Source organism: Geobacillus sp. FSL W8-1251 (assembly GCF_038005945.1).
GTDB classification, from domain to species: domain Bacteria; phylum Bacillota; class Bacilli; order Bacillales; family Anoxybacillaceae; genus Geobacillus; species Geobacillus stearothermophilus.
This window is the reverse complement of record NZ_JBBOUF010000001.1, coordinates 115,363-127,807: the sequence shown is the minus strand read 5'-3', so window position 1 is coordinate 127,807 and position 12,445 is coordinate 115,363. Positions and strand designations below refer to the sequence as shown.

Sequence of the window (12,445 nt, the reverse complement as noted above, 5' to 3'; positions counted from 1 at the left end):
ACAGCATGATCGACTTGAAAGGAAGTGGATCAAAGTGAAACAGGCATGGCGCATTTATATGAGCGATTTGAAACATCTCACGACCAACTGGGCCGCATCCATATTGGCTCTCGGTCTGATCGTTCTTCCATCGCTTTACGCTTGGATCAATGTAGAGGCTTCGATTGACCCTTATGCCCATACAGAGGATTTACCGGTCGGCGTCGTGAACGAAGACCGAGGGGCGGAGCTCGCCGGTCACCGGTTTCACGCCGGCGATGAGATCGTCAAGACCTTAAAAAACAACCACCAGTTGGGATGGCGATTTGTCACGCGGAAAAAAGGAATGGAAGGCGTTCGGAGGGGAGACTACTTTGCGACGATCGTCATTCCGGCTGATTTCTCGGCTAAATTAGCCACTGTAGTGCAGAAACGTCCGAAAAGGGCGGTTATTTACTATTATGAAAACGACAAACGGAACGCCATCGCTCCCAAAATCACGGAGCGCGGAGCAAGTACATTGTCAGCGCGAGTCAGCGATGAGTTTGTGAGGGTGGTCAATACCGCATTGTTTTCCTTGTTCCACCAAGCGGGAGTGACGCTCGAACAGCAGCTTCCTACCATTCGCCGCGTTGAAGCGTTCGTGTTTCGTTTGGAAAACGAATTGCCAACGATTCAACGACAATTGAAAGCCCTAGATCGCGATGTGGGAGAGGCAAGATCACTAGTTCGTACAGGCCGCGAGCTTCTGCCGGCTGCCAAAACAACGGTGCGGCGCGGTTTAGAATGGACAGGCCGCGTTGAGAAGTTGTTCATGCAAGTCAATGCTTCATCGCACTTATGGGAAAAGCCGGTGGAAATGGCGGTTCATGCGCTCTATTCCTTTGCAGAGCAGACGCCACAGTCCCTCGATACACCGGAAAAGCAAGCGCGTTGGGCGGCTCTCATCCAACAGGCGGCAACAGACGCGAGCCCATTGGTTCAGCAATTGCGCCGAACGTTGAGAACATGGGAGGGGATGATTGATTCCTCTTCGCTTCAACCTGTGCAACGCACAGTCAGCCGTATCGAGCAGACGCTAGCGTCTATTCAAGAAACAGCGGCGCTAGTGAAACAACATCCAACAGGCGTCGAAGGGAAGATCACTCACCTGCGTGAACAAATGGCCTTATTGGACGCACAGGCGCAGCAACTTGATCAAGCATATCGCCAACGGCTGCTACCTATGCTGCGGGCAAAATGGAATCAAACAGGGGAACAGGTGCGCCAAGCGAAACAAACGCTTCTTCGCATGGATCAAGCGTTACATGAGGCAGAGCAATGGTTGTCAAACACAGATCGTGATTTAGCGGCCGCGCAACAAGCGCTAAAGACCGCACAGGCTCAATATCCATTTCTCTCCCGCCAGGTCCGCGAGCTGGCCGCCTTCCTATCGAAAATCAAAAGAGAAACCGACATCGACGAACTGATTCGCTTGTTGAAACAAGATCCACAGGCGAAAGGGGCGTTTTTTGCTCACCCGGTTGACGTCAAAACGTTCCGCCTTTTCCCGCTGCCGAACTATGGTTCGGGCATGAATCCATTTTACACGGTGCTGGCCATATGGGTAGGATGTTTGTTGCTTGTTTCCGTCTTGTCGACCGATCCTTCTTCGTTTTCGGAAGCGAATGAGCGGGAACAATATGTCGGACGGCTGTTGACCTTTTGGACGCTGAATGCTTTGCAGGCGATGGTCGTGACAGCTGGAGCGGCTTTCATCTTGCCGAATATTTTCGTCCGTGAGCCGGGATGGTTCATGACGTTCGGCCTTTTGTGCAGCTTTGTCTTTATGGCGGTGGTTTTTTCGCTTGTTTCTTTGTTCGGCAATGTGGGAAAAGCGATGGCGATTGTGTTGCTCGTCTTGCAAATTGCCGGAGCGGGAGGCACGTATCCGATTGAGCTGATTCCTCCGTTCTTTCAGCAATTAAACCCTTGGCTGCCGTTTACCTACGCCATTGACATCATGCGCGAGGCAGTCGGCGGGATCGTATGGGAAAATGTTGAGCATGACGTCAAGCGGCTTCTCTTGTTTGCCGTTGCCGCCCTTTTGGCTGGGCTTGTGTTGAAAGGCCCGTTAAGCACGTGGATGCGCGTGCTGAAGGAAAAAGCTGTTCAAAGTGGTTTGTTTCATTGAAAATTGTCTGTTCTCTTTATGGAAGCATCTGTTACAATAGGGACGAGAGCGTTGCTTCATCCTATTTCGCGCAGGAGACTCCCACTTCAACGACCAAAGGGAGTAAGTGGGAGAGGAATGTGTGTTCCCCCTTTCTTTTGTGTATGATAGAATAAAGGCATGGAGAAAACCGTTCAATAAAGGCACTCCAATCACAGCTGCTCGATGTATGGAGTTGGTTGCAGGAAACGTTGCAACCGCAAAACATCGAGCGTAGGTCTGTCTGTTGTGTGTGGAAGCCAAGTACTGCCAACAGACACACCGAGAGAATCGGTAACGATGCAGGCATGACCTGCGTCGTTGGGCAGTCGTCAACCTGCCCCCTGATGCAACCCCAAGTCAAGGAAGGAGGACGAAGTCCGTTTGCACTTCTGGGGAGTTGCAAGCCCCCACTTCAAGCGTTCGCGAAGTGGGGGTAGTTGACTCTCAATTGCCCCGTAGGATAGACGTCTCCCAAGCATTGTTCACTGCTGCTTTTGCGCGATGGGAGAGCGCTCGATGGCGGGGAAAAGGGGAGAGAATCATGTCGATCCGTCGACTGCTTGGTTTTGCGCTCATTTTTTTGGCGATTTCGATGTTTATCGAGCAAATGTGGTGGGTCGGGGGAATTTGCCTCTTGATTGGAATTGGAATGACGGCGAAGTGGAGGAAAAGAAGCATATATGGTAACGATCGAGAGCGATAAGCTCAGACAGCACGATGAGCAGTTGATGACAAAAGCAGAACAGTTTATCATAGCTTGACACCAACTCCAACGCATCATTATGGAAAGACAAGGCGTTGGTCGAATTGAATATCGCGGTTTTGTATTCCTACAAAAAGGCGGGCGTCAGCATCGTTGACCATCATACCGCCGCGCGCCAATTTCAGTTGTTTGAACAGCAAGAGAAAGCAGCCGGCCGCCATGTCACCGGCGATTGGACATGGCTGATTCCGCCTCTTTCTCCGGCAACAACGCACATTTTTCATCGGTCGTATGACAACACGATGATGCTGCCCAACTTTTTCTATCAGGACCGTCCATACGAACCACAAAGGGGAGAGGAACAATGACCGTCATCATCCGCATGCGCGATGTGTCATGGGCAAGAGGAGAGCGCATGATTTTGCGCGATATAAACTGGGAAGTAAAAGAAGGCGAGCAATGGGCGATTCTTAGACTAAACGGCTCCGGGAAAACATCGCTTCTCAATATCGTCACCGGCTATCAGTACCCGACGAGCGGGGATGTTGAAGTATTGGGCTATCGGTTTGGACAGGCGAGTCTGCCGGAGTTGCGCCGGCACATCGGGTTTGTCAGCAGCGCGCTCCTTGATCAATTTCACGACACGCTGCAAACGGAAACAGTTGAAGATGTCATCATCAGCGGCAAGTTTGCAACGATTGGCCTGTATGATGCAGTAACTAGCGAGGATCCGGGATCAAGCGGAGGCATTGATGGAATCGTTCCGCCTGCAAGCGGTAAAAGGGAAGCGATACGCGACGCTGTCGCAAGGAGAAAAGCGAAAAACATTGATCGCCCGAGCGTTGATGGCGAATCCGAAGCTGCTGATCTTGGACGAGCCGACCGTTGGCCTAGACTTATTGGCGCGTGAAGAAGTGCTTTCCTTGATCGAACAGGTCGTGTCCCGTCCGTGCCATGTATTATACGTCACCCACTATATTGAAGAGATTGTGGGATCGATCACCCATGTGCTGCTCTTGCAAGACGGGCGCATTGCCGCCGCTGGGCGAAAAGAGGATGTGCTGACCGATGAGCGGCTTTCAGCGGCGTTTCGCCTCCATATGCGCGTTCATTGGGAGAACGGGCGGCCGTGGGCGTCTGTGCGCCGCTGAGCCGGCCGATTCCTCCACCGCTAGGAGGTTGGTGATTTAGTACAAAATAATGGTAGCTCCACCTGTTTCTCAATTTTCAACCCGCATAGCGCCATCAACGCATAGAGGATGTCCGCCAAGCAGCGTGACATCCTCTTTTGTGGCTCGACGTTTCAAAACGCCCGGTCAACGGGCGGAAAATCGATATCGTCCGCTTGTTGGCGGCCGTCAGCGGGCGTGATTTCAATGACCGGCGGCCGTCCGTTTTCAAAGCCGCGGGCGATATCGCGAATCGGACTCATTTCATCGGGAACGCCGATTCCCGGGGTATAGCGCGGCAGGTTGGAAGCGGCGCTGCGTTCTTCCCAAGGTTCTCTCATGAACCAACACCTCCATATTCTCAGTATGGCCATTGATGGATGCCGTACAAATGGAAATCAAATCCTTTCCCGCCAATTTCTTTTGTGGAGCCCTGTCATCTGTTGTAGGCATACTATGGATGACAATATGGGCAACAGGAGGGAAGGAACTCAATGCAATTTGGGAAAGATGCGATCGAAGCGATTTGGCGCCGCCAGTGCGGAGCGTGGGAGTGGAGCGATGTGGCATGTGTCCAATCATTTTTGGTGGAATGTTTACAACATAACCTTGATCCGCAAGACGGGCTCAATTGGATCATTGAGCACCGCACCCAGCTTTCTGACGCCGATGCAGTGGTGGACGCGGCACTCCGTTGGGTGAATGAACATACGTCCACTGGCTCCCCGGTGTCAGGAATCGGGGCGGAACAACAAGAGTGAGGCGGCGAACAGGAAAGGGCGGAACAAAGGATGGTATGGGTCATCAAAACAAAACACGAAAATGACCAAGGGGAGACGGTCGGGCTGGAGCTCGAGAGCGAAGATGGGTGGCTTGACGCCAACGTTCGCTGGGACGGATGCATGGAAATTCACTTGTACTTGGTGACGGAGGAAGGCCGCGAACTGAGCGATACGCTCCATACGTGCGATTTGCAGGGGCTGATCGAGCGGTTGCAGTCATTGGATTCCGTGTGTCGATCGTTCTTTTTCTAAATTTCAAGACAGGGGAGATGATGAAGGCCGAACCACCAGTAGCGCCGCTGACCTTATCGATGGATAAACGAGGAGCCAAAACTGCGGCTCCTCTTTTTTCCTTAACAGCATGGTGTTGAAACAGCCCCCTTTCCAAATGGGGAAAAGGGGTGGCTGGTCGGGGAACGGTGCGATCAAACGTCAAAGCGCCCCTGCTTGATTCCGGATGGGTTCTGCGAGCAACTGATCCACGTCGTCGATCAACTCGTCAACATGGTCATACGGCGCATCCAGCTGCAGCATTTTCCGCAAGATCCGACGAGCGTTTGGTGATAAATCGAGCTCTTCTTCCCAGCTTTTTTCCTCGTCACTTGTCGGTTCATAGGCAGAATACAATAAAAACAAGGTGAAGTGTCCAAGGGCATAGAAATCGCTTCGTGGATGCGGTTCGCGCCGCAACCGTTTCTCAAGCGGGTCGTCATCGCGGAAATCCACCGGTTCGCCGATGCGGCAGGCCAAGCCGAAATCGATGATCGCCGCCGTTCCATCGCGCCAAATGATGTTCGAGATGCGCAAATCGCGGTGGACGATGCCGAAAGCATGGACGTGCCGGACGACCTCAAGCACCTTCTTTAACAATCGAAACGCCTCTTGTTCCGTGTACTTGGCTTCCAGCTTGAAAATCTGGTCTTCCACCGTTTCTCCGTCGATATACTCCATCACGAGATGCGGCTGTCCGCGCTCCACAAACCGATCATACAGCCTCGGAATTTGCGGGTGGCGCAGGTGGGCGAGCACGTCAGCTTCGCGTTGAAGCAAGCGGCGGCCGTCTTCGCCTTTTGTCCGCCGCGCTTGTTTGATGACGACAAGACGGCCTGTCAGGTGATCGCGCCCTTTGTAGGCGATGCCGTAGCTTCCCATCCCAAGCTCTTCGATGATTTCATAGCGGCCCAAAAGCACCTTCCCGCCCCGATGCGGCCGATCAACCCAGCGGGAAACGAACGGATGGCGTTCAAAAAACCGTTTCATCAGCTGCCGAAAAAGCTTGAGAAGAAGCTGCCGCTATGATGTTTCTTTTTGTAGTGATGATGCCCGTACTGGGACGGGTGGTGGTGCGAATGATACGTCGGGTTGCAATAATGGTGGTCGCTGCTGCTGTAATGTTTATGGTAGTGCGACGGATGATGGGGATGGCCGAAAAGGGATTTTAGCCATTTTTTCAACATCGTGATCGCTCCTTTGTGATAGATTTATCTATATATACGAGGCAATGAGAGGGAGGTTTCAGATTCAAAGATGAAAAAGAAACCGCCAGGGGCATTAGCCCCTAGCGCGGTGCGGCAACCTCATTCCTTTTTTTCGTTCAACGCCTGCTTGAGCAGCTCCCCTAAACTCGTGCCAAACGATTCGTTGGCCGGGCTGTATTTTTTCAGCAGCGCCCGTTCGCTGCCTTTGGCGGCAATGCGTTTGGTCTCGTCCGCTTTTTCGACAATATTGCACGGGCGGCATTGGAAATAAAGTCCTGCTTTTCCTTCATGCATTTCCATACGCCGGTGGCATTGCGGGCAACGGCGGTTCGACAGTTTCGGATCGCGCCGACGGCGGTAGCGGCATTGTAAGTTCGAGCAGACAAGCATCCGTCCGTCTTTCGTTTTCCGCTCTTTTAAAAGCGCGCCGCATTCTGGACACGTCAGATTCGTGAGGTTTGGCGCTTTGTATACCTGCTCGCTTTGCTTAATTTCGGCAACGAGCTGCTGCGTTTGCCGGCGGATGTTGGCCAAAAATTGTTGTGGATTTCCTTTCCCGCGGGCGATCGCCTCCAGCTCCCGCTCCCAGCGGGCGGTCAATTCCGGCGATTTCAGCTCTTCATTGACGAGCTCAATCAGCTGTTTCCCTTTTTTCGTCGGATAAAACCGTCCGTCTTTTCGCTCGACCACTTCGGTTTCAACCAGCCGTTCGATGATGTCCGCTCTTGTCGCCGGCGTGCCGAGCCCGTATTTCTCCATTTGCGCGAGCAAGTCAGCTTCCGAATAACGGGCAGGCGGTTCCGTGAACGATTGTTCCAGCTCAAGTTGCACTGATGGGAGCGTCTGGCCTTCCGCGAGATGCAGCAACGTTGGTTGGGCCTTGTTGTCTTCTTTGCTGAGAACGGCTTGAAATCCGGCGTTGACAACCGCCGTCTCCTTGGCGACAAACGTTTCGCCGCCGATGTCAAAGACGGCTGTCGTCGTTTCGGATTCATGCGGCGGGTAGAAAAGCGCCAAAAAACGGCGGGCGATGAGATCATACAGCTTGCGCTCATCAGTGGACAGCCTGCTAAGGTCGAGCCGCTCATCCGTTGGAACGATGGCGTGATGATCGGTTACTTTGTCATCGTTAAATACCCGCTTGGCTGCTTTGGCTTTGCCTTTGGCGAGAAGCGGAACGATGACGTCCTCATAACCGGATTTCATCGCCAACAACCGCTCGGTCATCGTCGCTTCCATATCGCTTGGCAAATAACGCGAATCGGTGCGCGGGTACGTGACAAGCTTGTGTTGTTCGTACAGTCGCTGCAACACCGAGAGCGTCTTTTTCGCCGAAAAGCCAAACCGCTTGTTTGCGTCCCGCTGCAGTTCGGTCAAGTCATACGGCAACGGGGCGGACTCGCTTTTTCGTTTCCGTTTGATCGATGTGACGCGCGCCGGCTGGCCTTTGAGACGAGTCATCAGCCGGTTGGCCTCGTCTTGGTCAAACAGACGATGTCCGCCATGCCGCTCCCATACGGCTGTGATGGACCCGATCTTGGCCCGAATTGTCCAATATGGCACGGGAACGAACGATTGGATCTCGCGTTCGCGCTCGATGATCATCGCAAGCGTCGGCGTCTGCACCCGCCCGGCTGAGAGCGGATCGTTGTATTTGGTCGTCAAGGCGCGCGAGACGTTTAACCCAATCAGCCAGTCGGCTTCCGCGCGGCAGACGGCCGATTGATACAGGCGTTCAAACTGCACCCCGGGCTTGAGTTGGCGGAAGCCGTCGCGGATGGCGCGGTCGGTTTGCGACGAAATCCATAGCCGCCAAATCGGCTTCGTCCAACCGATCATCTCTAAAATCCAGCGCGCGACCAGTTCCCCCTCGCGGCCCGCGTCGGTCGCGATGATGACATCTTTCACATCCGGTCGTTTCGCCAACCGTTCAATGGCGCGAAACTGGTGGCTTGTTTGCCGAATGACTTTCAAGCCCATTTTCTTTGGGATGATCGGCAAGTCCTCCAGCCGCCATGTTTCGTATTTTCGGTCGTAGTCTTCCGGCATCTTCAGCTCCACTAAATGGCCGAGTGCCCAGGTGACAATGTGCTGCTTTCCTTCAAAATAATGTTTATGTGCTTGCTTGCAGCCGAGCACGCGGGCGATGTCGCGGGCGACGCTCGGCTTTTCCGCTAACACGAGCGATTTCATCGATAAACCCCTTTCTGTCGTCTCTACATGAGCATAGTCTGCTTCTTAAGTATAAAGGAAGAAGGAAAAAGACGCATCCGTCAAGGTTTGTCTCCTTGGCGGGACAAGACGCCTTGGCGTGGCGCAAAGCTGCATCTCCACACTTTCTGCACATTTGCCAAATAAAATAGTAAAATTGAAATGACACTCGGACTTGATGGATGAGGAGAGGAATCCGTGCGAAAACTGTCATGGAAACTCGGAATGCTGTTTTTTGCCTTTGTCTTGGCCATTGAAATGGTGCTGTTCGTTTCCCTCTACGCTACGCTCGTCCATGCGCGCATCGAGGAAGAATTCGCGCAACTGATAGCGCGGGGAAACAGCCACCGCAACGTCTTGGAGAAAAATAACGATCGAACGACGTTGGCGCATGTCGTGATGATGGAATCAGAGGCGGAAACCGATGTCGCCATCACGGACGCCCGGCGCCGAATTGTATCGGCATCTAGCGGCATTGTTCCGTTTGCCAAGCGCCTCATTCCTTTAACGAACGGCCGTCATATTCCCCGCCGGGGAATGATGGTCGAAACCGACTGGAAGCGGGCGTCGCATATCGCAGCCGTCAGCCCGATTCAAATCGGGGGGAAAACAAGGGGATATGTGTATATGTTTCAAGACACTCGCTCGATCCGGACGATGGTGTATAAACTGAAGCATCATTTTATTGTCGTTGGCGTGCTGTCGGTGGCGATCACCGTGTTGACCATCGCCTTTTTCTCCCGCGCCATCACGATGCCGCTCCTTCGCATGAAGCGAGCGACCGAAGCGCTCAGCCGGGGGGATTTTTCCGTCCGCCTCGAGATGAAAGGCAACGACGAGCTGGCGCAACTCGGGAGAGCGATTCAAACGCTGGCCAACGATTTGGCGTATTTGAAACAAGAGCGGAGCGAATTTCTAGCGAGCATCTCTCACGAATTGCGCACGCCGCTGACGTATGTGAAAGGATACGCCGACATTGCTAGGCGTCCGCATCTGTCTGAGGAGCAACGGGCGAACTATATGGCGATCATTTACGAAGAAGCGGAAAAGATCGAAAAGATGGTCAAAGATTTGTTTGAATTAGCCAAACTGGAGCAACACTCGTTCCAGATTGAAAAGCAACCGACAAATCTTTGTTCGTTTTTGACAAAATTGTGTGAAAAACTGCGCCCCGCGTTTCAGGAAAAATCGTTGTCGCTTGTGTGCCAGTGCCCCGGTTCGGTCATGGCTGCGATTGATCGGCAGCGGTTCGAGCAAGTGATGATCAATGTGCTTGACAATGCACGAAAGTACGCGTTTTCTGGCACGACGGTGGCCGTCGCCGTTCACCTTCAAAAGCAAGGAATCGTCATTGCCGTGTCCGATGAAGGAACCGGTATTCCACCGGAAGATGTGCCCCGGATTTTCGAGCGGTTTTATCGGGTTGACAAATCGCGGTCGCGGACAAGCGGCGGGACCGGACTCGGTTTGGCGATTGCCAAAGAAATCGTCGAGGCGCACGGGGGAACGATCGCTGCTCGAAGCGAACAAGGAAAAGGAACGACCATCCTCATTACGCTGCCGGAGGGATAATGATGTATACCTTGCTGTTGGTTGATGATGAAGAGCGGATGCTCGATTTATTGGAATTGTATTTAGCGCCGAACGGCTACCGTTGCGTGAAACGGCGTTCAGGGGCGGAAGCCATTGACTATTTGCGGCGCCATCACGCCGATTTGGTGCTGCTTGATGTCATGATGCCAGAACTCGACGGATGGGAAACGTGCCGCCGCATTCGATCGTTTTCGAATGTGCCGATCATGATGGTCACCGCTCGCGATGAGACGGCGGATATTGTCCAAGGATTGAAAATCGGAGCGGACGATTATGTGACGAAACCGTTTGACGAGGGGGAACTGCTTGCTCGCATTGAAGCGGTGCTGCGCCGTACAGCTGGCGGTCGTTCCGCCATTCGCGCGGCCGGGCTTGTATGGGACGAAGAGGAACATACGGTCCGCTACGAAGATAAGCCGATTGCGTTGACGCCGAAAGAATTTGCCATTTTGGGGCTGCTGTTAAAGCACCCGAATCAGGTGTTCAGCCGCGGGCAAATCATCGCATCGCTATGGGGCTATCTCGCTGATACGGAAGAGAGGACCGTTGACTCCCACATGAAAAACATCCGCGAAAAATTGCGGAAAGCGGGGTTCCCAGTGGACGACTATTTGCAGACGGTCTGGGGCGTCGGCTACAAATGGGAAGGGCGCAAGTCATAACCATTTTCGGAAAGAGAGGCGTTTGGGTCAAATGGAAGAACGGATGATTGAGTTCCTTCAAGCATACGGCGGAGCGGCGTACTTCTTGAGTCTAGCCTGCAATGTGGTGATCAGCGTGCTCGGAGTCGTCCCAAGCGCCTTTTTAACTGCCGCCAATTTGACCGTTTTCGGATTTTGGCCCGGCTTTTGGGTGTCGTTTGCCGGCGAGGCGATCGGAGCGGTCGTCTCGTTTGTCTTGTATCGAAAAGGACTTCGCCGATGGAGCGAGACGACATGGCTTTCCCATCCCAAGGTGAAGCCGTTGCTCCATGCAAGTGGCAAGGAGGCGTTTGGGCTTATTTTCGCGCTTCGACTGTTGCCGTTTGTGCCATCCGGGGCGGTGACGTTCGTTGCTGCCATCGGCCGCACGTCTCTTTCTGTGTTTGCAACGGCTAGCTCACTCGGCAAGCTCCCGGCTTTATGGATGGAAGCGTATGCCGTCCATCAATTCCTCGAGGCCGCCTGGGCGGGCAAACTGATGCTCGCTGTTGCATCGATCGTTCTTTTGTGGTTCGTCTGGCGAAAGATAGGGCAAAAAGCAGCGGGGTGAAACAGCCCCCGCCCAAAAGGACAGTCAGCCTAGGCGCCATACGGCCTTTAGCGGCAAATCCAAGGCCATCTCCACAAAATCTGCACAAAAGTCCGGTATGCTAACAAGGCAAGGAGGGTGAAAACGATGAAAAACTGGAAAATGTTATTGGGAACAACTTCAGTTATGGCAGCGCTCTTGTTATCGGCCTGCACCGGTGCCAACGACAACAAAGCGCCAAAGGAACATACAGCTTCTCACACCGGGCATGAAGGAATGAATCACTCGGGCTCCAAAGAGGTGCCGGCCGGATTGAAGGAGGCAAAACAACCAAAGTATCCGGTTGGAAGCCAAGTCATCATCCATGCCGACCATATGCCGGGAATGGATGGAGCCAAGGCGACTGTCACCGGTGCCTTTGACACGATCGTCTATACGGTCACATACACCCCAACTACAGGCGGGGACCCAGTGAAAAACCATAAATGGGTCGTTCACGAAGAAATCGAAAACGCCGGAGACAAACCGTTCCAGCCGGGCGATGAAGTCGTCTTGAATGCCGATCACATGGAAGGGATGAAAGGGGCCAAAGCAGTCATTGATTCGGCGAAACAAACGACGGTGTATATGGTCGATTACATCGATACGGAAACTGGTCAAAAAGTGACCAACCACAAATGGGTGACCGAAGACGAGCTGTCGCCGGCCAACTAACGAATCATCATCGGTGTTTCCGCAAAACGCGCAGCCATTTCCCTTGGAGCATAGGGGAATGGCTTGTTTTTTTCGGCTCATTTGTGAAAATTGTGGTATAATTATACGAAAATCCCCTATTTTTTCAAAACGGGAGAAAGAAAGGGAGAAACGATGCGGAGATTTTGGTTGGGAGTTATGTGGTTTTCAGTGGTTTGGGTGCTTTACGGCATCGGAGCGGCAGGGCATCACTTATGGACGGAACACCGGATGGACGGACAGGCGCTGATTCTCGCGCTCGGCATGGCGATCATGGCCTGGCGGGCATGGGACGAATATCGTGGGAACGGTTGGACACGAAAAAAGGAAGACGGGCGCCGTCTATGATGAAAGGACGCCCGTCTCTAGCTGTC

General features: G+C 53.2%; 12 protein-coding genes and 2 pseudogenes. 10 read left to right on the top strand and 4 right to left on the bottom strand.

Going from position 1 to position 12,445, the window contains the following annotated elements; all coding sequences use genetic code 11:
- The first annotated feature begins 34 nt into the window (after positions 1-34).
- From NSS88_RS00625 to NSS88_RS00615, 3 genes and pseudogenes are all read left to right on the top strand, one after another.
- Entirely contained in the window at positions 35-2,152 is a 2,118-nt protein-coding gene (locus NSS88_RS00625; protein WP_121678224.1) for a YhgE/Pip domain-containing protein, read from the top strand.
- 783 nt (positions 2,153-2,935) lie between these two features.
- A pseudogene (locus tag NSS88_RS00620) lies at positions 2,936-3,244 on the top strand (nitric oxide synthase oxygenase); the annotation flags it as partial.
- Positions 3,241-4,027, top strand: a pseudogene (locus NSS88_RS00615) (ABC transporter ATP-binding protein). The pseudogenes NSS88_RS00620 and NSS88_RS00615, both read left to right, overlap by 4 nt.
- 152 nt (positions 4,028-4,179) lie before the next feature.
- Here the strand turns inward: NSS88_RS00615 and NSS88_RS00610 are convergent.
- A complete protein-coding gene (locus NSS88_RS00610) occupies positions 4,180-4,386 on the bottom strand; it encodes a hypothetical protein (protein WP_033014172.1) in 207 nt (68 codons plus the stop codon).
- 153 nt (positions 4,387-4,539) lie between these two features.
- Between NSS88_RS00610 and NSS88_RS00605 the strand changes: the two genes are divergently transcribed.
- Both NSS88_RS00605 and NSS88_RS00600 read left to right on the top strand, forming a co-directional pair.
- Positions 4,540-4,806, top strand: coding sequence for a hypothetical protein (locus NSS88_RS00605; protein WP_033014171.1), 267 nt, complete (start codon positions 4,540-4,542; stop codon positions 4,804-4,806).
- 30 nt (positions 4,807-4,836) lie between these two features.
- On the top strand, positions 4,837-5,079 hold the full coding sequence (locus NSS88_RS00600) for a hypothetical protein (protein ID WP_049626149.1): 243 nt from the start codon (positions 4,837-4,839) through the stop codon (positions 5,077-5,079).
- Positions 5,080-5,259: 180 nt separating this feature from the next.
- Here the strand turns inward: NSS88_RS00600 and NSS88_RS00595 are convergent, their stop codons facing one another.
- The 3 genes from NSS88_RS00595 to NSS88_RS00585 all read right to left on the bottom strand — a co-directional run bounded on the left by NSS88_RS00595 (position 5,260) and on the right by NSS88_RS00585 (position 8,498).
- Positions 5,260-6,087, bottom strand: a complete 828-nt coding sequence (locus NSS88_RS00595) for a serine/threonine protein kinase (RefSeq protein ID WP_033014158.1) — start codon at positions 6,085-6,087, stop codon at positions 5,260-5,262.
- The gene (locus NSS88_RS00590) at positions 6,087-6,284 is read right to left on the bottom strand and encodes a hypothetical protein (protein WP_049626148.1); all 198 of its coding nucleotides are present in this window, start codon (positions 6,282-6,284) and stop codon (positions 6,087-6,089) included. The genes NSS88_RS00595 and NSS88_RS00590 overlap by 1 nt, the downstream gene beginning before the upstream one ends.
- Before the next feature lie 120 nt (positions 6,285-6,404).
- Positions 6,405-8,498, bottom strand: a complete 2,094-nt coding sequence (locus tag NSS88_RS00585; protein ID WP_341082487.1) for a DNA topoisomerase III — start codon at positions 8,496-8,498, stop codon at positions 6,405-6,407.
- A 216-nt stretch (positions 8,499-8,714) separates the two neighbouring features.
- Here NSS88_RS00585 and NSS88_RS00580 point away from each other — a divergent pair, with 216 nt between their 5' ends.
- The 5 genes from NSS88_RS00580 (at position 8,715) to NSS88_RS00560 (ending at position 12,419) form a co-directional block, all read left to right on the top strand.
- Positions 8,715-10,088, top strand: coding sequence for a sensor histidine kinase (locus NSS88_RS00580; protein ID WP_055358969.1), 1,374 nt, complete (start codon positions 8,715-8,717; stop codon positions 10,086-10,088).
- 2 nt (positions 10,089-10,090) lie between these two features.
- Complete coding sequence (locus tag NSS88_RS00575; protein ID WP_055358988.1) at positions 10,091-10,771, top strand: response regulator transcription factor; 681 nt, start codon at positions 10,091-10,093, stop codon at positions 10,769-10,771.
- A gap of 31 nt (positions 10,772-10,802) precedes the next feature.
- Positions 10,803-11,360: a TVP38/TMEM64 family protein gene (locus NSS88_RS00570; RefSeq protein ID WP_015374808.1), complete on the top strand. Its 558-nt coding sequence runs from the start codon at positions 10,803-10,805 to the stop codon at positions 11,358-11,360.
- 126 nt (positions 11,361-11,486) lie between these two features.
- A complete protein-coding gene (locus tag NSS88_RS00565; RefSeq protein WP_061580971.1) occupies positions 11,487-12,053 on the top strand; it encodes a YdhK family protein in 567 nt (188 codons plus the stop codon).
- Between the two features lie 189 nt (positions 12,054-12,242).
- Entirely contained in the window at positions 12,243-12,419 is a 177-nt protein-coding gene (locus NSS88_RS00560) for a hypothetical protein (protein WP_230581318.1), read from the top strand.
- Positions 12,420-12,445: the final 26 nt, after the last annotated feature.

Coding starts and splice junctions, on each gene's coding strand:
- NSS88_RS00610 (WP_033014172.1), bottom strand. CDS start 4,386: ATGAGAGAACCTTGGGAAGAACGCAGCGCCGCTTCCAACCTGCCGCGC.
- NSS88_RS00570 (WP_015374808.1), top strand. CDS start 10,803: ATGGAAGAACGGATGATTGAGTTCCTTCAAGCATACGGCGGAGCGGCG.
- NSS88_RS00565 (WP_061580971.1), top strand. CDS start 11,487: ATGAAAAACTGGAAAATGTTATTGGGAACAACTTCAGTTATGGCAGCG.
- NSS88_RS00595 (WP_033014158.1), bottom strand. CDS start 6,087: ATGAAACGGTTTTTTGAACGCCATCCGTTCGTTTCCCGCTGGGTTGAT.
- NSS88_RS00585 (WP_341082487.1), bottom strand. CDS start 8,498: ATGAAATCGCTCGTGTTAGCGGAAAAGCCGAGCGTCGCCCGCGACATC.
- NSS88_RS00590 (WP_049626148.1), bottom strand. CDS start 6,284: ATGTTGAAAAAATGGCTAAAATCCCTTTTCGGCCATCCCCATCATCCG.
- NSS88_RS00605 (WP_033014171.1), top strand. CDS start 4,540: ATGCAATTTGGGAAAGATGCGATCGAAGCGATTTGGCGCCGCCAGTGC.
- NSS88_RS00575 (WP_055358988.1), top strand. CDS start 10,091: ATGTATACCTTGCTGTTGGTTGATGATGAAGAGCGGATGCTCGATTTA.
- NSS88_RS00600 (WP_049626149.1), top strand. CDS start 4,837: ATGGTATGGGTCATCAAAACAAAACACGAAAATGACCAAGGGGAGACG.